The 25715-nt window shown below is 66.7% G+C and carries 20 protein-coding genes; 12 read left to right on the top strand and 8 right to left on the bottom strand.

Annotated features, from left to right (window positions below):
- Window positions 1-23: 23 nt before the first annotated feature.
- Window positions 24-2027 (top strand): tetratricopeptide repeat-containing protein, encoded by a 2004-nt coding sequence (locus ACILR9_RS20255; protein WP_395711768.1) that lies wholly within the window; start codon window positions 24-26, stop codon window positions 2025-2027.
- A 106-nt stretch (window positions 2028-2133) separates the two neighbouring features.
- On the opposite strand, the gene ACILR9_RS20250 is transcribed toward ACILR9_RS20255, so the two are convergent.
- The 7 genes from ACILR9_RS20250 to ACILR9_RS20220 form a co-directional block, all read right to left on the bottom strand.
- Entirely contained in the window at window positions 2134-3141 is a 1008-nt protein-coding gene (locus tag ACILR9_RS20250; RefSeq protein WP_395711767.1) for an ABC transporter substrate-binding protein, read from the bottom strand.
- A 56-nt stretch (window positions 3142-3197) separates the two neighbouring features.
- The gene (locus ACILR9_RS20245) at window positions 3198-3386 is read right to left on the bottom strand and encodes a M23 family metallopeptidase (protein WP_395711805.1); all 189 of its coding nucleotides are present in this window, start codon (window positions 3384-3386) and stop codon (window positions 3198-3200) included.
- 115 nt (window positions 3387-3501) lie between these two features.
- The gene (locus ACILR9_RS20240) at window positions 3502-4440 is read right to left on the bottom strand and encodes an antibiotic biosynthesis monooxygenase (RefSeq protein ID WP_395711766.1); all 939 of its coding nucleotides are present in this window, start codon (window positions 4438-4440) and stop codon (window positions 3502-3504) included.
- Entirely contained in the window at window positions 4437-7145 is a 2709-nt protein-coding gene (locus tag ACILR9_RS20235) for a molybdopterin-dependent oxidoreductase (RefSeq protein WP_395711765.1), read from the bottom strand. Before ACILR9_RS20235 ends, ACILR9_RS20240 begins: the two co-directional genes overlap by 4 nt.
- Complete coding sequence (locus ACILR9_RS20230) at window positions 7142-7954, bottom strand: FAD binding domain-containing protein (protein ID WP_395711764.1); 813 nt, start codon at window positions 7952-7954, stop codon at window positions 7142-7144. The genes ACILR9_RS20235 and ACILR9_RS20230 overlap by 4 nt, the downstream gene beginning before the upstream one ends.
- 199 nt (window positions 7955-8153) lie before the next feature.
- Complete coding sequence (locus ACILR9_RS20225) at window positions 8154-9260, bottom strand: hypothetical protein (RefSeq protein ID WP_395711763.1); 1107 nt, start codon at window positions 9258-9260, stop codon at window positions 8154-8156.
- A gap of 60 nt (window positions 9261-9320) precedes the next feature.
- Window positions 9321-10625 (bottom strand): carbohydrate porin, encoded by a 1305-nt coding sequence (locus ACILR9_RS20220; RefSeq protein ID WP_395711762.1) that lies wholly within the window; start codon window positions 10623-10625, stop codon window positions 9321-9323.
- 248 nt (window positions 10626-10873) lie between these two features.
- On the opposite strand from ACILR9_RS20220, the gene ACILR9_RS20215 reads away from it, so the two are divergent.
- The gene (locus tag ACILR9_RS20215; protein WP_395711761.1) at window positions 10874-12034 is read left to right on the top strand and encodes a substrate-binding protein; all 1161 of its coding nucleotides are present in this window, start codon (window positions 10874-10876) and stop codon (window positions 12032-12034) included.
- A gap of 15 nt (window positions 12035-12049) precedes the next feature.
- Here the strand turns inward: ACILR9_RS20215 and ACILR9_RS20210 are convergent, their stop codons facing one another.
- Entirely contained in the window at window positions 12050-12883 is an 834-nt protein-coding gene (locus tag ACILR9_RS20210) for a metal-dependent hydrolase (protein ID WP_395711760.1), read from the bottom strand.
- Window positions 12884-13168: 285 nt separating this feature from the next.
- Between ACILR9_RS20210 and ACILR9_RS20205 the strand changes: the two genes are divergently transcribed.
- The 10 genes from ACILR9_RS20205 to ACILR9_RS20160 all read left to right on the top strand — a co-directional run bounded on the left by ACILR9_RS20205 (window position 13169) and on the right by ACILR9_RS20160 (window position 25625).
- Window positions 13169-14923 (top strand): winged helix-turn-helix domain-containing tetratricopeptide repeat protein, encoded by a 1755-nt coding sequence (locus ACILR9_RS20205; protein ID WP_395711759.1) that lies wholly within the window; start codon window positions 13169-13171, stop codon window positions 14921-14923.
- 289 nt (window positions 14924-15212) lie between these two features.
- Window positions 15213-16241 carry an SDR family oxidoreductase gene (locus ACILR9_RS20200; protein WP_395711758.1) on the top strand — a complete coding sequence of 343 codons (1029 nt, stop codon included), beginning with the start codon at window positions 15213-15215 and terminating at the stop codon, window positions 16239-16241.
- Between the two features lie 11 nt (window positions 16242-16252).
- The gene (locus ACILR9_RS20195) at window positions 16253-16528 is read left to right on the top strand and encodes an FAD-dependent monooxygenase (protein ID WP_395711757.1); all 276 of its coding nucleotides are present in this window, start codon (window positions 16253-16255) and stop codon (window positions 16526-16528) included.
- Between the two features lie 239 nt (window positions 16529-16767).
- Window positions 16768-18711, top strand: coding sequence for a threonine--tRNA ligase (gene thrS / locus ACILR9_RS20190; RefSeq protein WP_395711756.1), 1944 nt, complete (start codon window positions 16768-16770; stop codon window positions 18709-18711).
- Between the two features lie 60 nt (window positions 18712-18771).
- A complete protein-coding gene (infC, locus tag ACILR9_RS20185) occupies window positions 18772-19308 on the top strand; it encodes a translation initiation factor IF-3 (protein WP_395711804.1) in 537 nt (178 codons plus the stop codon).
- Between the two features lie 315 nt (window positions 19309-19623).
- A complete protein-coding gene (locus ACILR9_RS20180) occupies window positions 19624-21312 on the top strand; it encodes a sulfatase-like hydrolase/transferase (protein ID WP_395711755.1) in 1689 nt (562 codons plus the stop codon).
- 67 nt (window positions 21313-21379) lie between these two features.
- The gene (locus tag ACILR9_RS20175; RefSeq protein ID WP_395711754.1) at window positions 21380-22387 is read left to right on the top strand and encodes an SGNH/GDSL hydrolase family protein; all 1008 of its coding nucleotides are present in this window, start codon (window positions 21380-21382) and stop codon (window positions 22385-22387) included.
- Window positions 22388-22407: 20 nt separating this feature from the next.
- On the top strand, window positions 22408-24249 hold the full coding sequence (locus ACILR9_RS20170) for a carbamoyltransferase (RefSeq protein ID WP_395711753.1): 1842 nt from the start codon (window positions 22408-22410) through the stop codon (window positions 24247-24249).
- The gene (locus ACILR9_RS20165) at window positions 24236-24586 is read left to right on the top strand and encodes a hypothetical protein (protein WP_395711752.1); all 351 of its coding nucleotides are present in this window, start codon (window positions 24236-24238) and stop codon (window positions 24584-24586) included. Before ACILR9_RS20170 ends, ACILR9_RS20165 begins: the two co-directional genes overlap by 14 nt.
- 127 nt (window positions 24587-24713) lie before the next feature.
- Window positions 24714-25625, top strand: a complete 912-nt coding sequence (locus ACILR9_RS20160) for a polysaccharide deacetylase family protein (protein WP_395711751.1) — start codon at window positions 24714-24716, stop codon at window positions 25623-25625.
- Window positions 25626-25715: the final 90 nt, after the last annotated feature.

Below are 25715 nucleotides of genomic sequence, written 5' to 3'. Positions count from 1 at the left end.
GCCTGTACGGCTGGAGGGTCGCCATGAGCGCTGCTCGACGGGCCTTCGTCATCATGCCGTTCGGCAGGAAGAAGCTGACCGACGGCACCGAGGTCGACTGCGACGACATCTACAAACGGCTGATCCGGCCGGCCATCGACGCGGCGGGGCTCGCCGCACATCGTGCCGATGCCGATCGGCGCGGCGGGTCGATCCATCTCGACATGTTCCAGGATCTGCTGCTGTCGGAGTTCGTGGTTGCCGACCTGACGATGGACAATCCCAATGTCTGGTACGAGATCGGCGTGCGCCACGCCCTGCGTTCCGGCGGCACTGTCCTGACCTATGCCAACCGCGACCGCCTGCCGTTCGACATCGCCGGCCAGCGTATGCAGCGCTACACCTTGAAGGACGGCAAGCTCGACCCCGATCGGCTCCAGCCGGAATGCCAGGCGCTCACCGAGGCGATCGTGGCGACGCTGGGCGCCTGGCGCGGCCGGCGTGCCAGCCCGGTCTACCAGACGATCCCGAGCCTGCGCGAGCCGGACTGGAAGACGCTCAAGGTCGGCGACGTCAACGAGTTCTGGGACGCGCTCGACGCCTGGCGGCGGCGTGTCGAGATCGCCCGGCGCAACCAGCGACCCGGCGATATCCTGGTGCTGGCCGACGAGACGCCCAACAGCCTGCTCGAATTCGAGGCGTTGCGCACGGCGGCCGATGCGCTCCTGAAGATGAACCGGCCGCGATACGCTTTGCAGATTGTCGAGCAGGCGCGCAAGCTCGATCCCGACGACGTCAAGTCCGCCCAGATCGAAGGCATGGCATTTGGCCGCGCCGAGCGCTTCGCAGAAGCACGCGATGTCCTTGCCGCCCTAGCCGACAAGCACAAGGATGGCGAGACCCTCGGTCTCTATGCCCGCACCTGGAAGGACGAGTGGATACAGATCTGGGACAGCCATCCGCAACGCCAGGAGGATCCCGCCGCCGCGGCGCGCGATACGGCGTCGACGCTGCACAACGCGGCGGCGGCCTACCACGACGCGTTCCGCGCCGCGCCCGGGGAATATTATGCCGGCATCAACGCGTTGACCCTGGGCCGGCTCTGGGAGCACGTAACCGGACTCGAGAGCAAGTTGCCGCTCGGCCGCATTGCCTCGGGCGTCGGCTGGACCACCAGCGTGGCGGTGGAGCGCGACAAGGACTACTGGTCGCTCGCCACGCGCGCCGAGATGGCGCTGGTCGAAGGCCGTCGACCGGAGGCCCTCGCCGACTACGCCGATGCCGCGGCGCTGGCCGTGACCAATCGCGACCGCTTCGCGCTCGACTCGTCGAAGCAACAGCTGGGCTTCGTCGGCACCTTGGGGTTCCGGGCCGAGATCGTCCGCGAAGCCCTGCCGATCATCGAGCGTGCCGAGCGGCAGCTCGATGCCCTGGTCGGCGGCCGCAAGCCGGCGCAAGCCGAGCCCCAACGCGTCGTGGTGTTCAGCGGCCACATGATCGACAACCCCGACATCCGCGGACCGGGCAAGGAGAAGCCGGCGCGCTTCCCGCCGGAGAAGATCGAGCCCGCGGCCACGGTGATCCGCCAGCGACTCGACAAGGTCGGCGCCGCCGCCGGCGATCTCGGCATCTGCGGCGGCGCCTCGGGCGGCGACCTGCTGTTCGCCGAAGCCTGCCTCGAGCGCGGCATGCGCCTGGAGCTGCGCCTGGCCCGCCGCGAAGAGGAATTCCTGGCCGACTCGGTGACATTCGCCGACCCTGATCGGCGCTGGGAAGAAAGCTTCGAGCAGGTCAAGGAGAGCAAGGCGACAACGACGCTCGTGATGCCGCAGGAGCTGGGCCCGACGCCGGCAGGCGTCAGCGTGCACGATCGCTGCAATCGATGGATGCTCTACAGCGCGCTGTCGATGGGCCTGCGCAAGACCTACTTCATCACACTGTGGGATGGCGCGCCAGGCGATGGACCCGGCGGCACCGAGCACATGGTGGAGCTCGTGCGCAAGACTACCGGTCGGCGACCGGAGATCATCGATCCGCGGGCGCTTTGAGAGGTGCTTCAGCCGCAAAGTGAGGAGCATCCGCACGCTTCCCAGCATCCTGAGCGTAGGGTGAGGTCCCTTTGTATTTTAGCGCCTATGGGGCGGCCACCCGCAGCTATTCGAACACCTGGTCGGCCGACGCGACCAGCGTCGGCGCGACCGTGACTCCGATCTCCTTGGCAGCCCGCAGGTTTATCGCCAGGACCAGCCTGGTCGGATTCTGCACCGGCAGGTCCGCGGGCTTGCTGCCGTCGAGCACCCGATCGACGTACACGGCGGCACGCCGGATCAGGTCCCCCGGGTCGATGCCATACGACATCAGGCCGCCGGCTTCGGTGATGAAGCGGTCGGCATAGACGGCCGGCAGGCGATGCCGGCCGACGGCCGCGAGGATGGTCGCACGACGCACCGCCGTGAAGATGTGGGGCAGGGCCAGCACGCTGGCCCCCTTGTCCTGTGCGATCCGGGCGACGGCCGGCTCGATCTCGGATTCATGCTCGATCGTCGCGGTGTGCAGGGTGATCTTGAAGGAAGGTGCAATGGCTTCCAGCGTGCCCAGTATCAAGCCGGCGTAGGGGGCGGTCGCAGGGTTGTAGAGCGCCGTCGCCCGGGTCACCTTCGGGCTGAGCTGGGTCAGCATCGACAGCCACTTTCCGGCCAGCGGCGGATCGTAGTCGGCGAAGCCGGTGGCGTTGCCGCCGGGATGCGCCAAGCTGCGGACGAAGCCTTGCGCGACCGGATCGGTGACCCGGGCGAAGACGATCGGGATCGTGCGCGTGGCCCGCAGTAGCGCCGCAATGGCTGGGCTGGTCTGGCAGAAAATGACGTCGGGAGCGAGTGCCGCCAGCTCGGAAGCGTAACGCTCGAACAGGGCGCCCTCGCCGGCCGCCCAGCGCCACTCGATCACCAGATTGTCGCCGGTGCGCCAACCGAGGTCACGGAGGTCGCGCACGAAGCTGTCGGCAAACCCCTTCCACAGCGGATCACCGGCGGCGCCAGCCATCAGGGCGCCCAGCCGGCGCACACCTTCGCCTCTCTGGGTTTGGGCGCCCGACGATTGCGGCAACAAGGTTGCGGCGGTGCCCGCAAGCAGGGCACGCCGCCTCAGGGGACTGCAGCGCATCACGCTATGTCTGATACCACGCTGATCAGATCATACGCGTCCCAGGCGCGATGGTCTCAGCGGATTTTCCCACCCTCGCTCGGCTCCGATGCCGCCCGTGAACCTTGACGGCGGAATCTCTCCAGGTCGCGGCGCACGGGCTTGAAGATCGCATGGCCAAGCGGATCGACCGGCTTGCCGCTGCTGATCAGCTCGAGATGCAGATGGGCGCCTGTGGAATGACCGGTGTTGCCGACGTATCCGATCAGCTCGCCGCGCGCGACGGCACGGCCGAACCGGCCAGCGCCAGCCCGTGATAACGCTGCGACAGAAGCGGGCGACGTCTGTGCCAGCCGTCGGCGCGATTGTGCGTCGACGGCCTCAGAAGAAGCGCCAGAAGACCAGCACCATTGCAGCGTAGACGACCATGATCAGCAGGGCACCGAGCAGGCTCATGCGCATCTCGGAGCCGGCCGCAGGCTGCAGCCACCAGGTCAGGCGATTGGCCGCCCAAGGGACGAGGAAGCCCGTCAAGGTAACGCTGAAGATGTTGCCGATGAACAGGTTCACGGCGAAGTTCATGTTGAGCTGGTTTTGCAGGAACGGCGTGCCGACGAGGAAGCCCCACAGGAACACGATGGGGTACAGCAACAGCAGGACGATCATGTCCATTTTCCACACCGGCAGCGGCTTGTTGCCGGGAGCGACATCGCGAAACCATTGCTCGAAGCCCGAGCTCGCCATGCGCGCGTGGAACTCCTCGGTGAGCGGCGCCGACTCCTCGACGAGCTTCTTGCGAACCGGCGAGTTGAGCCACGCCTCCATGTTCGCCTGGCTGTCGAAGCGCAGGATCGCCACACAGCTTTCCTGGATGCCCGGCACCGCCGGCTCGAAGCGATAGCCCTGCAGGCCGGGCGCCTTCGACTGCGCGGCGGCGATCTTGCGCTCCCAGGCGCGGTATTCGACCTCCTTCCCCGGTTTGACGCGGGTGCTGATCACGGCCGAGACCGGCGCCGGCTTGATTCCGCCTTCATCGTCGCGAACGATGTGCACGTCGTCGCGGCCGACCAGCATCGGCGCCGCGCCCTCGATGCGCGTCTGGCGCTCGTTCGAGGCCAGCCAGCGCTGGGCGTCCTCGATCGTGTTGAAGCGCTGCAGGATGACCCAGTCGACCTGCAGAGGCGGATTGGGCGGCAGCAGTCGCTGCTCGACGAAGCCGGGGAAGCCCGCGACCAGGTCGCTGGTCTGACCCTGCCAGCGCGCGAAATCATCGGCGCGCTCGGGCCGCACGCAGGTCTGCGTGACGATGCTGACCGTCATGACGCGCTGGCCAGGGCCGCGAACAGGCGATCGGCCGTGAAGGGCAGGTGCGCGAAGCGCACGCCGGTGGCGTCGGCCAACGCGTTCGAGACCGCCGGCGCCACCGGGTTGATCCCGCATTCGCCCTGGGACTTGGCGCCGAGCGGACCGATCGTATCGACCGTGTCGGCGAAGAAGATGTCGGTGTGCGGCGTGTCGGCGAAGGCCGGCACGCGGCAGTTGCGCAGCTGCGGGTTCACCATGTGGCCCTCGTCGTGAACCATGTTCTCGATCAGCGCCCAACCGTAGCCCATGGCGACCGCGCCATCGAGCTGCCCACGGCACTGCATGGGATTGATCGGCTTGCCGATGTCGGCGGCATGCACGCTGTGCAGGATGCGGATCTCGCCGGTGACGCGATGCACCGCGAGCCGCACGCCTTGCACGTTGAAGGCGATGGTGCGCGGCGACAGGTAGGCCTTGCGGCCGACCGTGAAGCGATGATTGACCTTGGCGCCTTCGGCATGGAGCTCACTCAGCTTGATGCGCTTGTTGCCGCAGATCACCGCGTCGTTGTCGAGGCGGCACTGCTCGAGCGGCGTCTTGGTGAAACGCGCGGCGAAGTCGAGGATGTCGGCCTTCATCGCCTCGGCCGTCGCCAGCACAGCCTTGCCGGCGACCACCGTGCCGGTGCTGGCGAAGGTGCCGGTGTCATAGGGCGTGCGGTCGGTGTCGGCATTGATGATATCGATGTCGCCAGCACGCACGCCGACCACGGCAGCGGCCATCTGCTTGTGCGCCGTGGTGATGCCGTTACCCATCTCCGACGAGCCGCAGGCGAGATGGTAGGTGCCGTCAGCCAGCAGCTTCATCTCCGCCCCCGAGCGATGCTCGGTCGGCGGGCCGCATTCGAGCATGGCGAGGGCCGCGCCGGTGCCTTCGAGCCAGTCGTCACCCTCCGGCTTGCCGACACCGTTGCCCGTCTTCAGCTCGCGATCGACGATCTCGAGGCATTGGTCGATGCCGTGGCTGCCGAAGCTCGCATCGCTCGGTTCCTTCCAGATCGACTCGACATTGTCTCCCGGCCGCACGACGTTCCTGCGACGGATCTCGAACGGATCGATGTCGAGGACGCGGGCCAGCTCGTCCATCGCGCATTCCATGGCGAAGGTGGTCTGCGAGGCGCCGTAGCCGCGGAAGCCGCCGCCCGGGATCATGTTGGTGTAGACGACGCGGCCGATACCTTTCTTGTTGGTGCAACGGTAGGCTGCGAACGGGCTCGCCATGGCGGCGGCCAGGGTCTCGCTGGCGTGATTGCCGTAGGCGCCCGTGTTGGACACCACCTGGACGTCGAGCGCAGTCAACGTGCCGTCCTTCTTGGCGCCGATCTTGACCCTGGTCGTCATCTGGTGCCGGGTCGTGGCGCCGATGAACTCGTCCTCGCGGCTCCATTCCCATTTCACCGGCCGGCCGTCGAGCTTCATGGTGGCGAACAACGGCAGGTCCTCCGACACCATCTCCTGCTTGCCACCGAAGCCGCCGCCGACGCGCTCGGTGAAGACGTGGATCTGCGAGGCGGGCACGCCCATCAGGTAGGCGAGCTTGGCGCGCGCCGCAAAGGGGCCCTGCGAGCTGGTCCTCACGTGCCAGCGGCCATCCTCGCCACGGTAGGCGATCGAGCCGTGAGTCTCGAGATGCACGTGCTGGACGCGCGACGTCGAGTAGGTGTTCTCGTGGATCACGTCGGCTTCGCGGAAGCCCTTAGCCACGTCGCCGATCTCGCCCTGCAGGGTACAGAAGATGTTGCCGTTGTCGGTGACGACCTCGCTCTTGTCATGGAGGATCGGCGCGCCGGGCTCCATGGCGGCCACCGGATCGAACACTGCCGGCAGGATCTCGTAGTCGACGACAAGGGCGCGCACGCCCGCCTCGGCTGCCGCCTCGGTCTCGCCGACCACCGCGACCAGCCGCTGACCGACGAAGCGGGCGACGTTGTCGAGGATGTAGGTGTCGTCGGGATCGACGAGATGGTCCTCGTGCAACGCCGTGCTGTACAGCCGGCGCGGCACGTCTTCCCAGCTGTAGACGGCGACGACACCGGGGATGGCCAGAGCCTTCGACTTGTCGATGCTCTTGAGGCGCGCGTGGGCATGCGGGGAGCGCAGCACCTTGAGGTGCAGCATGCCCTCCATCGCGATATCCATCGTGTAGTGCGCCTTGCCGGTCAGGATCGCGTCGGTGAACGGGTTGGGCAGGCTGGCGCCGAGCGCCTTGCCGGCGATGTCCTCCTCGATGTTGCTCTTGCCGTGCAGCGCATCGACGATCGAGCGGTAGCCCGTGCAGCGGCAGATATTGCCCTTGAGCGCGTGCGGCAGATCGGCCTTGTGCGCCTCGTCGAAGGTCGCGGTCGTCATCATCATGCCGGCGGCGCAGTAGCCGCACTGGAAGGCCTGGGCGTCGTGGAAGGCCTTCTGGATGGGATGCAGCGAGCCGTTCGGGGCGAGGCCCTCGATGGTGGTGATCTTGCGGCCCTCGCCGCGGAACGCCGGCACCAGGCAGGAATGGAAGGGCTTGCCGTCCAGCCACACCGTGCAGGCGCCGCAGTCGCCGGCATCGCAGCCCTTCTTGACGCCGAACACTTCCAGGTCGCGCAGGAAGGTGCGCAGGCACTGGCCGGGCTTGGGCTCGGCCGAATAGAGGCGACCGTTGACCTCGAACTTGCTCATGACAGCTCCGCACGAATCTGTTCGGCCAGGAAGAAGGTGATGTGGCGCTTGTAGGGCGCCGATCCGTGGACGTCGGCGAACCAGGCGCCGGGCGCCAGCCGTTCGTCGATCGCCCGATGCAGCGCGCTGGCCGTGGGCGTCTTGGGGAAGCGCAGATGCACCGGGCGCGGCGTCGCCGCGCTGATCGTCAGCAGGAAATCCTCTCCGCTGTCGTCGACGGTGGCGATGATCAGGGCCGCCGACCGGCCGTAGCGAGTGAGCGACGCCTGGCGCATGGCGAAGCGCTTCTTGAGCGCCGATGCCGGCAGCATGATCGAGCGCAGCAGCTCGCCCTTCTGCAGGACATTGGTATGCATGCCGGTCACGAAGTCGACGGTCGGCACCTGGCGCGGCGGATCGTTCTGCGGCCACAGCGTGCACACGCCCTCGAGCGCTGCGGTCAGCGAGACCATCGCGCCGGCCGGCAGCGACATGACGACGTTGCCGCCGACGGTCGCCGCGTTCCAGATCTTGAACGACATCAGGAAGGCGTCGATGCACTTGTCGAACAGCGGCACCGCCTGCCATTCGGGCGGCCCCCTGAAGTCGTGCAGCTCGACGATCCTGCAGGTGGCGGCGATCTCGAGCCCCTGCGGCGTCACGGTAAGCGCCGGCCAGCCGAACTGATCGAGATCGACCAGCGTGTCGACGCTGACCTGGGGTTCGGAGAACAACCAGGTCCCGCCGCCCAGGAAGGCATGGCCGTCGCGCCATTCGATCTGATCGAACGCTTTCGGCCGTTTCACCTCGACGATCGTATTGAGATTCATCTGTCGCTCCCGATCTCGCTAAGCTTCATGATCCTCTGGACCGCCTCATTCTCCTCCCCAGCGAAGCTGGGGAGGTGTCCGCGTCTTCGCGGACGGAGGGGTCAAGAGCCATGAGATTCATGACCCCTCCGTCGCCGAAGACGGCGACACCTCCCCAGCTTCCCTGGGGAGGAGCAATGAGGCGTCCGCAAGACGTTCCTCACCTCAGGTCGTCGAGCGATGTCGGACCCGGGCCGGTCGTGATCAGGGTCGGCCACTGCTTGGAGCCGAACGGCACGGCGGGCGGCAGGAAGGGCTGCTTTCCGCGGCGCTGCATCTCGGAGATGATGGTCTTGCGGCCGTCGCCTCCCATCAGCTCGAAGTCCATGAGCTTGTAGTTGCCGAAGAACAGTTCGCCGACCGAGCGGTCGCCGATGATGCGCGTCATCGAGGTCAGCATTTCCTCGGGCGTTGTGGTGAAGCCCATCGTCTCGATCAGCATCAGGCGGTCGTTGATCGCCTCCGGGCCGAAATACTGGGCGAGCACCGAGAACAGCACGTTGTTCTGGCGCGCCACGTAGATCGTGTTGGAAGCCGCGTAAGTCTTGGCCATGTCGGCCCCGAGCATCGTCGACCACTCGTCCATCACGCCCATCCAGTGCTTGACCTGGGTGGCGGCGGCCCAGTTGATGATCTGCTTGATATTGGGCGCCTGCTTCTTGGCGAAGGCGAGCAGCGGCTCGAGCGTGACCACGCCCTTGGACAGGCAGTCGTCCATATAGGCGACGTTGGCGGCCAGGATCTCCTTCACCGCGGGCTTCCAATCGGCCTGGATGTCGTTGCTGGCGTCGAGGCCGTCGAGCGCGGTCTTCATCTGGGTGCGGTAGGCCGCCATCGGTGCGATCCAGCGCTTGTCGGCCGGATTGTTGACCGACGGGATGACGACCTGGCTGAGCGCCATGGTGCTGTGCCCGGTCGATTTCAGGATCTGGTAGACCTTGGGGACCTTGGGCGCATCGATCGGTGCCTGGCCGGGCCTGTAGAGCATCAGCCGTCCGCCCTCGTTGGTGAACATCGCCAGAATGATGGGATGCTTGGCCAGGATGTTGCGGCGGTAAATGTTCGACGCCCTGTCGTAGAGCGAGAACATGCCGATATCGAGCTGCAGGATATCGCGCGTGGCGACGTCGCTCGGGTTGGACGCCGTGTTGCCCGAAATATTGGCGAGATACTCGGGCAGGTTGGCCGGCACCTGCGCCGACGCCGGTCCGACGGCAAGGCCGGCGGCGAGCAAGCCCGCCGCCAGCGGTGAACACAGTTTGCTCATCTTCGCTCCAATCCCTGTTCTGCAGTTGGGTAAGTTGATGGTCATGGATGGTGATACGCCCTAGAAGAGCACGGTGAGCCTGAGCGTCGTCGTCAGCGTGCTCGGCACGTTGGGCGAGGCTGCGGGCTCGGGGATGAAGGTCACGGTCGGTTGCAGGAAGATCGCCGACACGACGTGGAATTGGTAGTAGGCCTGCAGCAGCAACTCCGTCGGCCGGACGAAGAGGTGCTGGTTCATTCTCGACAAACTGACGCCCATGCCCATCGAATCGTGGTCGCGGCCGCCAACCAGGCCGAAGCCCGTGATGCCTGCGCCGTAGAATTGACTGACCGGCCGCGTCTGCGAGGTATTGGCCCCGAACTGGTAGAACATGGTGATGCCCGACGATGGAACATGCGGATTGACGCGGTGCGCCAACCGCTGCGAGCCGAAGAGATAGAACCCACCGGTTCCCTCCTCGCTGATACCCCGGGCCTCCAGAAGGCCGGTCTGGCGCCATAAGCCGACAGCGAACTGGCCGGGGTGCCTGCCCTCACCCAGCACCCAGTTGGTGCCGATCTCAGCGATACTGAAGTAATAGCCGTTGAAGTGCGGCGGCGTAATCCCGGTTTGCACCCCGCGCGCCAGATTACCGTCGTAGACGCCCAGATTGACGTAGAAGGACTTGGTCGGCGTGAAATTGACCGTCACGCCATTCCCGGGATTGTAATACCCGGGCAGCACGCCAATCATCGAGGTGTTGACGAACACCGAGGTAAGGAGCAGGCCGCTGACAGACGGGATATTCTCCGAGACATCATCGAAGACGACCGGTCGCAGGACATTGTTGAAGTCTGCTCCGGGCAGTTGGCGCCCGATGCGCATCTTCAGCACATCCTTTATCATGGTCTGCTCGTAGAACGCCTCGTAGAGCTCGGTGCGGTGGAAGGGCGGGGCGCCGATCAGGCTGTTATATCCGGTGACGGCACCGGCTTCTCCGTTGGTATTTCCGCCATTGAACTGCAGGAACTGGAAACCGAAGGCCGCGCCGCGCCAGCCGACCAGCTTCTCGGCGTCGACGCCGAGACCGACGAACAGTGCGCTGTTATTCGTCCATCCGCCGTTGTCCACGCCCCCCGCAACCACGACGTTCGTGTCGGCCAACCACAGCCCCCCGAGCCTTATTCCCCATTCCTCCTTGAGACCGAGCGTGCGGCCGAGCCAGCCGGTGCCGGTCGAGAAGGTGGTGGCCGCGGGGTTGCTGCTGATCGCCGCCACCTTCTGCGGCGACGCTTGTGTCCCGATGGCGCTGGGCGGCGCGGTGTCGGCCGGCTGCTGCGCTCCGGCCGCACTGGCCAGAACGGAGAATATCAGCCCCAAGTACAACCAGAGCCCTGCACCCCGCAAAGGCACCCCCCGGTTCGCCAATGGTCGACCTACCCACCCCAACGTCAGTTCGCGTTCGCCCCGAAGACGCCGACCCGCCTTCTCTCAGGATGCTACATGATCCATGGCAACGTGTGTTCCGCGACATCAAGAAACGATCAAGATTGGGCGCGCAAGGCGCAAGCGAAGGCGTATCGGCTTACAGTCGAACGCCGGCTGACGACGACCGGTGTGAAGGGATGCGACAGATGAAGATGCGAGTTTCAGGGTGGGCTGCTCTGCTTTGGCTGAGCGCCGGCGCCATGGCGGCCGCCGATGCGGCCGATCCGATCCGGATCGGGGCCGTGCTGCCGTTCTCCGGCGGCGTCGAGCTCTACGGCAATCAGGCCAAGCTCGGCCTCGACCTCGCTGCAGCCGATATCAACGCCGCGGGAGGAATCCTGGGCCGGCCGGTGGAGATCGTCTATCGCGATGATGGTACCCGCCCTTTCATTGCAACGGAAGCCGCGCGCAAGGCCGTCGAAGAGGACGGCGTGCTGGCGGTCGTCGGCCCCATCACGTCACAGAATCTCGACGCCATCGTACCTGTGGTGGCAAGCCGCAAGACCCCCTTGCTCTACGCCACGAACTACGAGGGCGGGCTATGCAACCGCTATATGTTCTCGCTCAACACGGTGCCCAATCAGGAGCTCGATTCACTGCTGCCCTACATGACGCAGACCTTCGGCGCCGACTATTACCTGCTGGGCGCCGATCGCGACTGGCCGCATCGCATGTTCGACGCTGCCGAGCCCTTGATCGCCAAGCTGGGCGGCAAGGTGATCGCCAAGCAGTACACGCTGGGTACCGAGAAGGACTTCACGCCATTGATCGACAAGGTGGCGGACAGCAAGGCGAAGGTCCTGCTCTACGCGCTCAAGGGCGATGGCATGCAGTTCATTCCGCTGGCTTCCGAACGTGGCGTGTTCAAGACCATGACGGTGGCCTTCCTGGGCTTGACCGAGGCCGATCTCAAGGTGTTCGGTGGCAAGGGCGACAATCTCTACGCCGCAGTCCCCTTTGTGGTCGCCAGCCAGGATCCGAAGGCCAAGGCCTTTGTCGAGCGGGCGCGCGCCAAGGCCGGGCCTGGTGTCGCGATCTCAAACTACGTCGAGACCCACTACAGCACGCTCCTGGCGATCAAGGCCGCCCTGGAGAAGGCCGGCAAGGTCGACAAGGAGGCCTTGGTCGACGCGCTCGAAGGGTTGAGATTTGAGGCGCCGTCCGGCGCGCTGACCATCGGCAAGGACCATCACGCGACGCTGAACATGTTCCTGGTCAAGTCCAAGGGCGAGGAGCTCGTCGAAGTCCGCGCCCTCGGCGAGGTCGCGCCGCAGTCGGGCTGCAAGCCCGAAGCTTTCGGGCGCTGAGGCGGCCCCGGCCGACTACAGGCCGATCTTGTCGCCGGGCTGCATCGCCAGGACCTCGACCGGTGCATTGCCCAGCGCCGCCTTGAACTGCTCGGGGGTGCCGCGCAGGAAGGGGCTGGTGCCGTAATGCATCGGCATGACCTTCCTCGGCTTGATCCATTCTGCCGTCGCGTAAGCGGCGTCCTTGGGATTCATCACGAAGTGGCCGCCGATCGGGATGAGCAGCAGGTCCGGCTTGTAGTAGTCGGCGATGAACCTCATGTCCGTGAACAGGCCGGTGTCGCCGGTGTGCCAGATCTTGTAGCCGTTCTCGAGCTCGATGATGAACCCGACCGCTTCGCCGCCCGGGTAGCTGCCGTCCTTGCCGGTCGCCGGGTCCTTCAGCACCATTTCCGATGAATGGTCGGCGTGCACCTGGGTGATCTTGACTCCCGGAAAAGCTTCGTAGGTGCCCGACTTGTTCATGCGGATCGACATCTGCGGCGTCAGGATTCCGAGGACCTGCAGCGTCTGGCCCATGCCGGCGGTCGCCAGGACCGGGGCGCCGTTCTTCTTGGAGATCGCGACTGCATCGCCGAAATGGTCACCGTGACCGTGACTGACGAGGATCAGGTCGACCGTGCCCAGCTTGTCAAGGTCCTTGTATTCCGCCGGAGTCTTGGGATTGGCCGTGAGCCAGGGGTCGATCATGATGACCTTGCCGCCTGGAGTCGTCAGCTTGAATGCCGACTGTCCGAACCACTGGAGCTCTCCTTTGCCCGCGGCCGGCGCCTGAGCGTAGGCGGCAGGAGACAGCAGAAAGCCTGCAAAGCCGGCAAGAGCGGAGCGGCGCTTGATCGTGACAGTCATCTTTCGAGCCCCACACAAGGTAAGACAGGACCAATTGTGACCGTTGCCCGGTTGGCGCACCAGCCAAACCAGGAGCCTGCTGGCGTCGGCAGCCGGCGAGCCCCCTACCCATGGCTCGCCGACCGCTCGATCGCCCCCACACGCGGCACCCGTCCCGGATGTCGTGCACGACAGTGCAGACGCCGGCCTGCCTTCCCACTAGGATGGCTCCCATGATCTGCGGCATGGCGTGTGCCGGCACATCAAGAAAGGATCAAGACTGACGCGGCGACGCGGAGCGTAGGGATGGCGGTTTACGCGTTTGGGCCCTTTGTTCTCGATTCCGCCGAACGTTGGCTGACGCGGGACGGAAGACGGATTGCCGTTCCGGGCAAGGCTTGGCAGATTCTCCTGCTGCTGGTCGAGGCGCGCGGCCGGCTGGTGGCGCATGAGACGCTGAGAGCCAAGCTCTGGCCGGACATCGTCGTCGAAGAACGCACACTGACCGTCCATGTCTCGACCCTGCGCAAGTCGCTGGGTCCTGGCCCCGCCGGCGGCTATCTCGAGACTGTCGCTCGCGAAGGATATCGCCTGTCCGTGCCCGTGCGTGTGCAGGCGACCGCCGAGCCGTCGCCGGTCGTCGGGGGGGCGCCGCCCCCCCCCGAGATGAGGACGCTTGCGGTCAAGGCCTTCTCGACCCGCACCGCTGCCGACGCGGACACCTACATCGGCGTCGGCATCGCGGACGCCGTCAGCACGGTGCTTGGTGCCGTACCTGGTCTCACCGTCTGGCCGATCGACGCCATGCAGGATCTCACCGGAGCCAGCGACACCGTGGAAGCCTGCCGGGCACTCGGGGTCGGCGTGCTGCTGGACGGCACGGTGCAACGCAGCGCAGACCGGCTGGAGATCGCGGCGCGTCTGATCGACGTGGAAAGCGGCCGGACCCGATGGAGCGAGCGCTTCGAGCGGCCGCATGGCGACAGCGCGGCCTTGCAGGATGCGATCGCGACCTGGGCCGCGAGCACCCTGCCCCAGGTACCGGCCGCCGAGCATCGCCTGCACAGCTACCGGCCGCGCACGTCGGAGGCTTATTTCCTGCAGCTCCAGGCCAGGGCCAATCTCAAGCCCTTCATGCGCTTGCCGCTGCTGAAGGCGCTCAGCCTGTTCGAGCAGGCGGTCGCCATCGATCCCAACTACGCCATGGCCCATGCCGGTCTGGCGTCGACCTACCTGCGCATGTCGTCGACCGCCCTGCTGCGGCCTCTGCCGGTCGACGAAGCGATGCCGATGGCGCGCCGGTCGGCTGAACGCGCCCTCGCAATCGACGAGGGGTTGGCCGAAGCATGGGCCGTGCTGGGCCGCGTGAAGATGGAATACGACTGGGACTGGGACGGCGCCGAGGCCGACCTGACCCACGCCGTCGCCCTCAACGGCAGCTCGGTCGAAGCGCTCGCCGCGACGGCCGAGTTCCTGAGCGTGATGGGCCGCCATGACGAGGCGATCGAAACCATGGAGCAGGCGCGGCGTCTCGATCCGCGCAGCGTCGAGACGCTGCAGCATCTCGGCATCGTCTACTGGATGGCGGACAAGGCGGAGCAGGCCCTCGAGGTGGTTGCCGAGAGCCTGGCCATCGTGCCCGAATCGCCGCGCGGCCACTACGGCCGCATGCTGATCTTCGACCAGCTCGGCCGGCGCGACGAAGCGATGGTCGAGCGTCTGGCGACGCTGCGCGGCCTCAGCGTCGCCCAGGGACTGGCCGAGCATGTCGAGGCGCTGGCCAGGAGCCAGGGCTGGCGTGCGGCAATGGAGGTGTGGATCGGCCTGCTCGAACGCACCAACCGCTGGGAGGGCGCGGCGATGCAATGGATGGCGGCCGGCGAGCCGTCGCGCGCCCTCGATGCCCTCGAGCACTGCGTCAAGGCCCGGACGACCTACCTGGGTTTCACCGGCCAGAGCCCGTGCTTTCGCGCGCTTCATGGCGACCCGCGCTTCCAGGGCGTCTTGCGGGCGCTCAAGCTCGAGGGGCGGATCGGCGGCGCGCGCAGCGTGATCGCGTGACTGCACTTCTTCGCAACCTGATTGCGGTCCTGCTGTCGGACCTGCTCCGATCCTGCCGATCCGGCAGTTCTCAGGGCATGCGCTGGAAGCACTATGACGAACGGGCGCTGGCGGCCTGCTGCTGCGGGTCGCCACGACCACAATCGCGTGAACGTGACCACGCGGCAGGTCGCCGGGGCCGCATGGTAGGAAGAATCGCTTCCCATGTTCTTTGCGACCGCCGGCGGTCCGAGAAAGACGGGCGCCGAAAGCGGATATGATCGTCCACGATCGACCAAGGAGAGCGGCGATGGGCACCGTCCTGGTGACCGGCGGATCGGGCTTCATCGCCAGCCATTGCATTCTCCAGCTCCTCGCCGCGGGCCATCAGGTGCGCACCACCGTGCGCACTCCTGGGCGTGAAAGCGCGGTTCGGGCCATGCTGAAACAGGGCGGCGCCGACGAAGCGGGCGATCGCCTGGCCTTCGTCGCCGCCGACCTTCAGGCCGATGCCGGCTGGCCGCAAGCCGCTGCCGGCTGCGACCACGTTCTGCACGTGGCGTCGCCCTTTCCCGTGGGGGTTCCGCGCCACGAGGATGAGTTGATCGTTCCGGCGCGCGACGGGGCGCTCCGGGTGTTGCGGGCCGCGCGCAATGCCGGCGTTCGCCGCGTCGTGCTGACCTCGTCCTATGCCGCGATCGGCTATGGCCATCCGCCACAGGCCACCCCGTTCGACGAGACCAACTGGACGGACGCCACGGCGGCCGGCCTCAGCGCCTATGTCAGGTCAAAGACGCTGGCCGAGCGCGCGGCGTGGGACTTCATGGCCCGCGAGGGCGGCGGGCTGGAGCTCGCCGTCGTCAATCCGGTGGCCGTGTTCGGGCCGGTGCTGGGACCCGATTATGCGGCCTCGATCGTGCTGGTGCAGCGCCTGCTCGCCGGCACGGTGCCGGGCTGCCCGCGGATCCAGCTCGGCCTCGTCGACGTGCGCGACGTCGCCGACCTGCACTTGCGCGCCATGACCGATCCCGCCGCCCGGGGCGAGCGCTTCCTGGCCGCCGCCGGCAACTTCCTGTCGGTGCGCGAGATTGCCCGGGTTCTGAAACGTCGCCTGGGTGCGCGGGCGCGCCGCGTGCCGACCTGGCAGCTGCCCGACTGGCTGGTGCGGTTGGCTGGGCTCGCCGATCCGACGGTGCGCCAAGTGCTGCCCGAGCTCGGCAAGGCAAAAAACGGCACCAGCGCCAAGGCCAGGCGCCTGCTGGGCTGGGCGCCGCGGTCCAACGAGGACGCCGTTGTCGCCACCGCCGAAAGCCTGCTGGCGCTCGGGCTGGTGACGTAGCAACGTCGGCTATGGCTTCCTGTGACGTCATCGTCGTCGGCATGCGCTGCGCCGGCGCCGCCCTGGCGCTGCTGCTGGTACGCGCCGGCCACAGCGTGCTGGCCCTCGGCCGCGCGTCCTTTCCGAGCGACACGGTCTCGACTCATTTCCTGCGGCCGCGGACGACGGCGTTCCTGGCGAAGTGGGGCCTTCTCGACTCCCTGGCGGCGTACCAGGCCGAGTTTCGCCGTCGGCGAAGACGCCTGCACCTCCCCAGCAAAGCTAGGCAAAGCTGGGGAGGAGAATGAAAAGAGCGCCACTCCTCAAGCTACGCTTGGGGAGGAAGGCCGAAACTTGACTCCGCGGCTGCCCGCAATTATCTCCACGGCCATGGAACGCTGGTTCTACACCGCTCCTATCGTCACCACCGACCGAACTTGATCCGGCCGGGCGCGCGCACCCGTGCCGCTTCCCGGCCTCGCTCGACCGACAGAGTCTGTCGGTCGTGTCGCCGTGTTCGCATTCTTCTTCTCGTGTGGTGATTGCCATGATCAATATTTCCCTGCCCGACGGCTCCGTCCGGTCGTTCGACAAGCCGGTCAACGGCGTCGACATCGCAGCCTCGATCGGCCCCGGCCTCGCCAAGGCGGCGCTGGCGCTCAGGGTCGACGGCAAGATGGTCGACCTCTCCCATGTCGTCGATCGCGACGCCAAGATCGGCATCGTGACGGCGCGCGACCCCGAGGCGCTCACGCTGCTGCGCCACGACGCGGCACACGTGCTGGCGCAGGCCGTCCAGGAGCTCTACCCCGGCACGCAGATCACGTTCGGTCCGGCGACGGACGACGGATTCTACTACGACTTCGTGCGCGACCAGCCGTTCTCGCCCGAGGACTTCGCCAGGATCGAGCAGCGCATGGCCGAGATCGTCGACCGCAACCTGCCGATCGAGCGCGAGGTCTGGGACCGCGCCAAGATAAAGGACTACTTCAAGAATCACGGCGAGAGCTTCAAGGCCGAATGGGCCGACGAGCTGCCGACGGACGAGGAGATCTCGGTCTACCGACAGGGCAGCTGGCTCGACATGTGCCTCGGCCCGCACCTGCCCTCGACGGGCAAGCTCGGCAAGGCGTTCAAGCTCACCAAGGTGTCGGGCGCCTACTGGCGCGGCGACGCCAGCAACGCCCAGCTGCAGCGCGTCTACGGCACGATCTTCTTCTCCGACAAGGAGCTGAAGGACTACCTGCACCGCATCGAGGAAGCCGAGAAGCGCGACCATCGCCGGCTCGGCCGGGAGATGGGCCTCTTCCACCAGCAGGAGGAAGCGGCCGGCATGGTGTTCTGGCATCCCAAGGGCTGGACGCTGTGGCGCACGCTCGAGAGTTACATCCGGCGCCGGCTCGACGCCGGCGGCTACCAGGAAGTGAAGACACCGCAGCTGGTCGATCGCAAGCTGTGGGAAGAGTCGGGCCACTGGGAGAAGTTCCGCGAGAACATGTATCTCAGCGAGAACGAGGAAGGGCTGCGCGACTACATGGCCGATCCAGCCCTGCGCATCTTCGCGCTGAAGCCGATGAACTGCCCGTGCCATGTCCAGATCTTCAACCAGGGTCTGCGCAGCTACCGCGAGCTGCCGCTCCGGCTGGCCGAGTTCGGCTCGTGTCATCGCTTCGAGCCGTCGGGCGCGCTGCACGGCATCCTGCGCGTGCGCAACTTCACCCAGGACGACGCCCACATCTTCTGCAGCGAGGAGCAGATCGAGAGCGAGACGATCCGCTTCTGCAATCTGCTGGGCTCGATCTACAAGGATCTGGGCTTCCCCGACTACTTCGTGAAATTCTCCGACCGGCCGCCGGTGCGCGCCGGCTCCGACGCGGTGTGGGACCAGGCCGAGGGCGCTCTCAGGTCGGCCTCGAAGGCGGCCGGCCTCGACCTCATCCTCAATCCCGGCGAGGGGGCGTTCTACGGTCCCAAGCTGGAATTCGTGTTGCGCGATGCGATCGGGCGCGACTGGCAGTGCGGCACCCTGCAGGTCGATTTCGTGCTGCCCGACCGGCTTGACGCCAGCTATGTCGCCGAGGACGGAACGCGCAAGCGGCCGGTCATGCTGCACCGCGCCATCTTCGGCAGCTTCGAGCGCATGATCGGCATCCTGATCGAGAACTATGCCGGCCGCTTCCCGCTGTGGATGACGCCGACGCAAGCGGTTGTGGCCACGATCGTCAACGACGCCGACAGCTATGCCAACGAGGTCGCCGGCGCCCTGCGCGCCGCCGGCCTGCGAGTCGAGACGGACCTGCGCAACGAGAAGATCAACTACAAGGTCCGCGAGCACTCGCTGGCCCACGTGCCGCTGATCCTGGCGGTCGGCCGACGCGACATGGACGGCCGCACGGCGGCGATCCGCCGCCTGGGCTCGGAAAAGCAAGAGGTCCTTGAACTCGGGGCTGCCGTCACTAAACTTTCAGAAGAGGCCCGGCCGCCCTTCTAGGGCGGTCGCGGTCTCGACATCCCGCCCTGTCCCAGGGCTTTTACGTAGGAGAATGACGCCATAGCAAGACCTGCCCAGCAAAGCGCGCCCACCCGTGAGGGTCCGCGCGTCAACGGCGAGATCAAGGCGCCGCAAGTCCGACTGATCGACGAGAACGGCGAGATGGTCGGTGTCGTCAGCACCCGCGAGGCAATTGAAATGGCCGAGGAGGCCAGTCTCGATCTGATCGAGATCTCGCCCAATGCCGCCCCGCCGGTCGCCAAGATCTCCGACTACGGCAAGTACAAGTACGAAGCGCAGAAGAAGGCGCACGAGGCGCGTAAGCACCAGAAGGTCATCGAGGTCAAAGAGATCAAGATGCGCCCGAACATCGACGACCACGATTACGAAGTGAAGATGCGCGCCATGAAGCGATTCATCGAGGAAGGCGACAAGGTCAAGGTGACCCTGCGCTTCCGCGGCCGCGAGATGGTCCACTCCGAGCTCGGCCTGCAGGTGCTGAACCGCGTCCGCGGCGAGATGGACCCGCTCACCAAGATCGAGTCGATGCCGCGCATGGAAGGCCGGCAGATGATCATGGTGCTGGCGCCGAAGTAGAGCTCGGACCGAGGAAGGCTCGGATCGAGGAGTGCTGGGACAGGATGCGTTCGACCCGGGCTGCCCTGCGATCCAGAGCGGGATCGCCGAGCGCTCGACGTCCCCGTGGCGACGCTGCCGAGGAGGCGAGGGCGCGATGCCGGTGGGGATGAAGTCGTTGCCAATCATTCTGCCAGGTGCCACGCGCCGCTATCGGGTATTCGACAATGCGTTGTCGGCCCATGCCGTGGCGAGGATGCGCGTCGTGGCAGGAAATCGCGGCGTCCCGCGTTCCCGGCACCACGGCGATCGCCGGCAATCGGAGCCAGTCCAGGCATGAAGACGACAACCGCGATCGTCGCCACCAAGCTGGCATGCTCGGCACTGCTGATCGCAGCAACGCTGGGAGTGCTCGGACACCAGAGAGCCGCGCCCGAGCTGTGGCCTGCGCAAGCGCCGTTATGGTCCGTTCTTCCAGGGTGGCTCGTTTCGGCGGCGAGCGGCTGGTATCTACCGGTCGTGGACCAGGCCGCCCTTCTGTTCGATCGGTCCAAGATCGCGCTCGGCGCTTATCTCCTGGCGCAGGTCATTGTCGTGGCGGCCGTGTTCGCCATCCCCTTTCTCACCGTCGCCATCATCCGATACCTGCTGAGCGCGCTTCTCCTCGGCGGAATCGCCTACGACCTGGCCCTGTACGCCGTTGCCGGCCAATTCCCCAACTACGAAACCACCGCCACGATGATCGGCAACCTGCACGTCGGGTTCCGCGGCGCATTCGGCGCCTACGCCGCCACCACCCTGCCCAGCGTCGTCGCGGTGACGATATCCGCCGTGATCTACTGCTGGAAGCCTCCCGCTTCGGCCGGCAGGCTGGCCGCCACCGTGACGACGCTGGCATTCGTGGCGGTCGGGGCGATTCTCATATGGACGAACGGCCATACCACGGCCTTCCCTTCCCCGGTCTCCTCGTATGCCAACGCTTACAAGTCGATCGTCGAGGGCGCCGACCAGCCTCTCGAGCCGGTCCGCTACGACGGCCCGCTTCGGAGCGCCTTCGACAAGATCGTCCTGATCGTCGACGAGAGTATTCGCGGAGACTACATCTCGCTCAACGATCCCGAAGTCGGGACCACGCCGTTCCTGTTGTCCAGGGCGGCCGAGCTCGAAAACTTCGGCTTGGCGAGCTCGGGCGCGAACTGCTCCACCCAGGCGCGCCTGATCCTTCGCTTCGGACCGCGCGCGAACGATTTGCAGCGCTCCTGGAAGTCCATCAGGGCGCGCACCTCGATATTGCAATTCGCGCGGCACGCAGGCTTCAAAACCATGCACATCGATGCCCACGGAACCGCTCACCGCTATGACAGCGGCATGACCGCAACCGAAGCGAGCTATATCGATCTTCGGGTGGTGGTCGACAGTGCACCTGCCTATGGTCGTGATGAGACGGTGGCTTCCACCCTGATCGACCTCCTGCGGCGGCCGGGTCGCATGTTCATCCTGGCCGACAAGTACGGCGTGCACGTTCCGTACGACAGGGCGTATCCTGCAGACTTTACACCGTTCCCGGTAGCCGGGCTGGTCTTCTCGCTGGCCGATCGGGCGACGTTGACGACCCACTACAAGAATGCCATCCGCTGGTCTGTCGATGGCTTCTTCCGGGCCATCCTGACTCTGGGGATCCCGGAGAAGACTCTCGTTCTCTACACTTCGGACCATGGGCAGTCTCTGTCGACAACCGGAATGTCTCACTGCAACGCCGGGAGTGCGGCGGACAGAAGCGAAGCGATCGTTCCGCTGTTCACGCTGACCAGCGATCCCGCGTGGCGACGAGCGCTGGCCGAGGGAGCGATGGTCAAGTTCGATAAGGCCAGCCACTTTCAGTTGTTTCCGACGATCCTGCAGGCACTCGGGTACAACGAAACGTGGGTGCGCAGCACGTTTGGGCCCAGCTTCATCGACAGGCTTGCGAACCCGAATGGTCGCTGGTTCTGGGCGGGCGGTACGCTGATCCCAGTCGACAGGTGACCCGGGCGAGCTCGCGTTTGCCCGCCGTCCCGGCAGCCGCCACACTGACGGCAGGCAGCAGCGCACGATGACGACCCTGTTCGAATACGATCCCGATATCGGCTATCGCTTCGTGCCCCATCTCAAGACCCGTGTGGCGAGCCCGGACGGCGGCTACCTGGTGCGCACCAACGGCCAGGGGTTCCGCAGCGACCGCGAGTTCGAGCGCGACGATGCAGCGCCGCGCGTCCTCGTGTTCGGCGATTCCTTCACCGCGGGCGACGGCGTCTCCAACGGCAGCCGCTACAGCGACGTGCTGGAAACGCTTCTCCCTCCGCTCCAGGCCCACAATTTCGGCCTGCCCGGCAGCGGCACCGACGCGCAATACATCTGCTACGGCAAGCTCGCCGCCGGCGCGCCCTGCCGGGCCGTCGTGCTGGCCGTGCTGGTCGAGAACATCCGGCGCATCGTCAGCCCCTACCGTCCCTCGCAGGATGCCGAGGGCGGGGTCGAGTTCCTGCCCAAACCCTATTTCGAGCTCGAGCTCTTGGACGGGGCCGAGCGCCTGGTGCGCCATCACGATCCGGTGCCGCGCGAGCCGGTGACGGCGCGCGAGCTCGAGAGCACCGACTCGGTCGACCGCGGCGGGCGCTTCCCGGCGCTGCGCCGGCTGGTTCGCTCGGTCGGCCTGCAGGGCGTGGTCCAGCAGCTGGTGCGCTACCAGCCGACGCCCGAGTACGACAGCCCGCAGGACCCGGCGTGGCGGTTGATGCGCGCCATCCTGCTCGCCTGGCGCGCCGCCATCGCGCAGCCCGTGGTGCTGATGCCGCTGCCGCTCTACCAGCACATCGAGGGCACCGCCGACGCCACCGCCTACCGCCAGCGCTTCGGCGAGCTGGCGGCCGAGGGCAATTTCATCCTGCATGATCCGCTCGACGACCTGCATGGCTACGACCTCGAGACCCGCCGCGGCTTTCGGTTCAAGAAGGACGTGCACTTGACCCCGGCAGGCCATCGCGCGATAGCCCAGTCGCTTAGCAAGACCCTGCGGCCCTTGCTGGACGGCGCGTCGCCGGCGAGCCGGTCGACAGGCTGAGGACAGGCAGGAAAGGCGCCGTGAGCGAACCGTACATCCTGGGGATTTCCGGCCTCTACCACGATTCGGCTGCCGCCATCGTGAAGGGCGGCGAGATCGTCGCGGCCGCCCAGGAGGAGCGTTTTACCCGGAAGAAGCACGACCGGCGCTTCCCCGCCAACGCCGTCAACTACTGCCTGGGCGAGGCCTTCATCGAGCCTGGCGACCTCGCGCTGGTCGCCTACTACGACAACCCCTGGCTGACCCTCGATCGCGTGCTGCGCAACTTCGCCGCCGTGGCGCCGCGCGGCCGCGCGCCCTTCAAGGCCGCGATGCGTTCGGTATTGGGCGAAAAGCTCAAGGTCGGCGACCTGATCGAGAGCGCGCTCGGCACGCGCCGGCCGATCGCCTACGTCGACCATCACATCTCGCACGCCGCCTCGGCGTTCTATCCCTCGCCGTTCGCCAGTGCGGCCCTCCTCACCATCGACGGCGTCGGCGAGCACGCCACCCTCACCATCGGCCACGGCAAGGACAACACGGTCGAGCTCTTGCGCGAGATCCGTTACCCGCATTCGCTCGGCCTGCTCTACAGCGCCATCACCCAGTATTGCGGCTTCCGGGTGAACTCCGGCGAGTACAAGCTGATGGGGCTCGCGCCCTACGGCGAGCCGCGCTTCGCCGACCTCATCAAGACGCACCTGATCGACATCAAGGAGGACGGCTCCTTCGCTCTCGACCTCGACTACTTCGCCTTCATGGATGGCGCGGCGATGGCGGGCGAGAAGATGCACGCCCTGTTCGGCGCGCCGCCGCGCGAGGCCGAAAGCCGGATCGCGCTGGTCCACATGGATATCGCGGCCTCGATCCAGGCCGTCACCGAGGAGATCATGCTGAAGCTCGCGCGCACGGCGTTGACGCTCACCGGCGAGCGCGATCTCTGCATGGCGGGCGGCGTCGCGCTGAACTGCGTCGGCAACGGCAAGATCCTGCGCTCGGGCGTGACCGAGGGACTGTGGATCCAGCCGGCGGCGGGTGATGCCGGCGGCGCGCTGGGCGCGGCGCTCTACGCCGCGCACATGGGACTCGGGCTGAAGCGCCAGCGCTCGGCGACGGGACGCGACAGCCAGCACGGCAGCTACCTCGGGCCCCAATATTCCAGCGCCCAGGTCCGCGCCTTCCTCGATCGGGCCGGCTATCCCTACGCGCGCATCCCGGATCGCGGCGAGCGCGCGCAGGCCGTCGCCGCAGCGCTGGCGTCGGGCAAGGTGGTGGGCCTGGTGAGCGGGCGCATGGAGTTCGGCCCGCGCTCGCTCGGGGCGCGCTCGATCCTGGCCGATCCGCGCGGCGCCGACATGCAGTCCAAGGTCAATCTCAAGGTGAAGTACCGCGAATCGTTCCGGCCCTTCGCGCCAGCGGTGCTGAGCGAGCGCGTCGCCGATTTCTTCGAGATGACGGGCGAGAGCCCCTACATGCTGCTGGTGGCGCCGGTGCGCGAGGATCTGCGCCAGCCGTTCGATCTCGCGGCGTTCCGCCAGGGCGTCGCCGACATGATCCCCGAGGTCAACAGGGTGCGCTCGACCCTGCCCGCCATCACCCATGTCGATTACAGCGCGCGGGTGCAGACGGTGAACGCGGCCGACCAGCCGGAATTCCACGCCATCCTCCGCGCCTTCGAGGCCGAGACCGGTTGCCCGGTGCTGGTCAACACCTCGTTCAACGTGCGCGGCGAGCCGATCGTCAACACGCCGCAGGACGCCTATCGCTGCTTCATGCGCACCGACATCGACCTGCTGGTGCTGGAGGATTGCCTGCTCGAGAAGGTGAAGCAGCCCAAGAGCAAGGAAGGCGATGCCTGGAGGAAGGAATTTGTCCTCGACTGACGACGCCACGCCCGACGCGCTGCTCGACGCGCTGTTCGAGGCGCTGACCCGGGACGACGGCACGCCGCCGGTCGATCCGCACATGGCGCTGAAGCCCGACCGCGCGGCCGCGACGTATCTCGTGCCGGCGCCGCATCCGCGGCTCACGCTCGAGGAGATGCGCCGGCCCGACACGGGCGACCCGCTGGACGAGGTCGCGCGCGTGCTGGCCGACGTGGCGCCCGAACGGTGCGCCGCGCTGCTCGCCGCGCTCAAGGCTGCCGCCGAGGCGCTGGCCGCCGAGGCCGCCGACGGCGGCCCGGCCGAGCCGCCGTCGCTGATCTACGCGCTGCATTGAGGGCTCGTGACCTTGTGGGTGCGCTCTTGTCATCCTCCTCCCCAGCTTCACTGGGGAGGTGTCGCGTCATACGCGACGGAGGGGTCATGAGCCATGAGTCATGATCCTGAATGCAGAGTCTCGTCTCGTGACTCATGACCCCTCCGTCCGCGACTACGCGGACACCTCCCCAGCGAAGCTGGGGAGGAGAAGGAATCTGAAGCAGGCGGTCATTGCGACGGCGGCGCGGGTCGGCTGCTTTCCGCTCGGCCTGGCCGCGCAGCGGCTGGCGTGGGGCCCGCACTTCCTGCGGGTGCTCAACTATCACGCCACGCCTGAGCGCGACGCCGCCGGGCTCGAGCGCCAGCTCGACCTCTATCTCGAGCATTTCGATCCGGCGGAGCCGGGCGATCTCGATGCCTGCCTCGACGGCCGCTTCTCGGGCAGCCGGCCGCAGCTCCTGATCACCTTCGACGACGGTTACCGCTCCAACCACGATGTCGCCGCCCCCTTGCTCGAGAAGCACGGCTTTCGCGCCTGCTACTTCCTGCCCGAGGCCGAGATCGCGAGCGATCGCGCCGCCGCGGACGCCGCCTTTGCCGCCGCCAGGGACGAGCCCGAGCCGCGCATGACCTGGCCCGAGGCGCGCGCGCTCGAGGCGCGCGGCCATCGCGTCGGCTGCCATACGCGCACGCACGTCCGCCTGGCCGACGACCTGACGGTCGAGCGACTCGCCGACGAGATCACCGCCGCCGGCCGCGACATCGCCGGCAAGCTCGGCCATCCGGTCGAGGATTTCTGCTGGGTCGGCGGCGAGGAATGGTCCTACGGCGCCGGCGCCTTCGACGAGATCCGCCGCGCCGGCTACCGCCGGGTGTTCATGACCAATCTCTTTCCTGTCCTCCCGGGCTCCTCGCCGATCTGGATCCAGCGCACCAATGTCGAGGCGAGCTGGCCGATCGAGCAGGTGAAGTTCTATCTCAGCGGCTTCATGGACCTCGCCTACGCACCGAAGCGGCGGCGGCTGGCGAGGAAGCTGCTGGGGCGGGCCTCATCATGACTCCTCAATGACTCCTCCTCAGCGAAGCTGGTGAGGTGTCGCGTCACACGCGACGGGGTCATGAGTCGTGAGCGATGATTCATGAAAACC

Source organism: Reyranella sp., assembly GCF_044224635.1.
GTDB lineage: Bacteria > Pseudomonadota > Alphaproteobacteria > Reyranellales > Reyranellaceae > Reyranella.
The sequence above is the reverse complement of the archived record's forward strand: the minus strand, read 5'-3'. Positions and strand labels throughout refer to the sequence as shown.

What these genes read in the sequence shown, in the direction of transcription:
- ACILR9_RS20255 (WP_395711768.1), top strand. Translation starts at nt 24, where the DNA reads ATGAGCGCTGCTCGACGGGCCTTCGTCATCATGCCGTTCGGCAGGAAG.
- ACILR9_RS20250 (WP_395711767.1), bottom strand. Translation starts at nt 3,141, where the DNA reads ATGCGCTGCAGTCCCCTGAGGCGGCGTGCCCTGCTTGCGGGCACCGCC.
- ACILR9_RS20240 (WP_395711766.1), bottom strand. Translation starts at nt 4,440, where the DNA reads ATGACGGTCAGCATCGTCACGCAGACCTGCGTGCGGCCCGAGCGCGCC.
- ACILR9_RS20235 (WP_395711765.1), bottom strand. Translation starts at nt 7,145, where the DNA reads ATGAGCAAGTTCGAGGTCAACGGTCGCCTCTATTCGGCCGAGCCCAAG.
- ACILR9_RS20230 (WP_395711764.1), bottom strand. Translation starts at nt 7,954, where the DNA reads ATGAATCTCAATACGATCGTCGAGGTGAAACGGCCGAAAGCGTTCGAT.
- ACILR9_RS20225 (WP_395711763.1), bottom strand. Translation starts at nt 9,260, where the DNA reads ATGAGCAAACTGTGTTCACCGCTGGCGGCGGGCTTGCTCGCCGCCGGC.
- ACILR9_RS20215 (WP_395711761.1), top strand. Translation starts at nt 10,874, where the DNA reads ATGAAGATGCGAGTTTCAGGGTGGGCTGCTCTGCTTTGGCTGAGCGCC.
- ACILR9_RS20210 (WP_395711760.1), bottom strand. Translation starts at nt 12,883, where the DNA reads ATGACTGTCACGATCAAGCGCCGCTCCGCTCTTGCCGGCTTTGCAGGC.
- ACILR9_RS20205 (WP_395711759.1), top strand. Translation starts at nt 13,169, where the DNA reads ATGGCGGTTTACGCGTTTGGGCCCTTTGTTCTCGATTCCGCCGAACGT.
- ACILR9_RS20200 (WP_395711758.1), top strand. Translation starts at nt 15,213, where the DNA reads ATGGGCACCGTCCTGGTGACCGGCGGATCGGGCTTCATCGCCAGCCAT.
- ACILR9_RS20195 (WP_395711757.1), top strand. Translation starts at nt 16,253, where the DNA reads ATGGCTTCCTGTGACGTCATCGTCGTCGGCATGCGCTGCGCCGGCGCC.
- thrS (WP_395711756.1), top strand. Translation starts at nt 16,768, where the DNA reads ATGATCAATATTTCCCTGCCCGACGGCTCCGTCCGGTCGTTCGACAAG.
- ACILR9_RS20180 (WP_395711755.1), top strand. Translation starts at nt 19,624, where the DNA reads ATGAAGACGACAACCGCGATCGTCGCCACCAAGCTGGCATGCTCGGCA.
- ACILR9_RS20175 (WP_395711754.1), top strand. Translation starts at nt 21,380, where the DNA reads ATGACGACCCTGTTCGAATACGATCCCGATATCGGCTATCGCTTCGTG.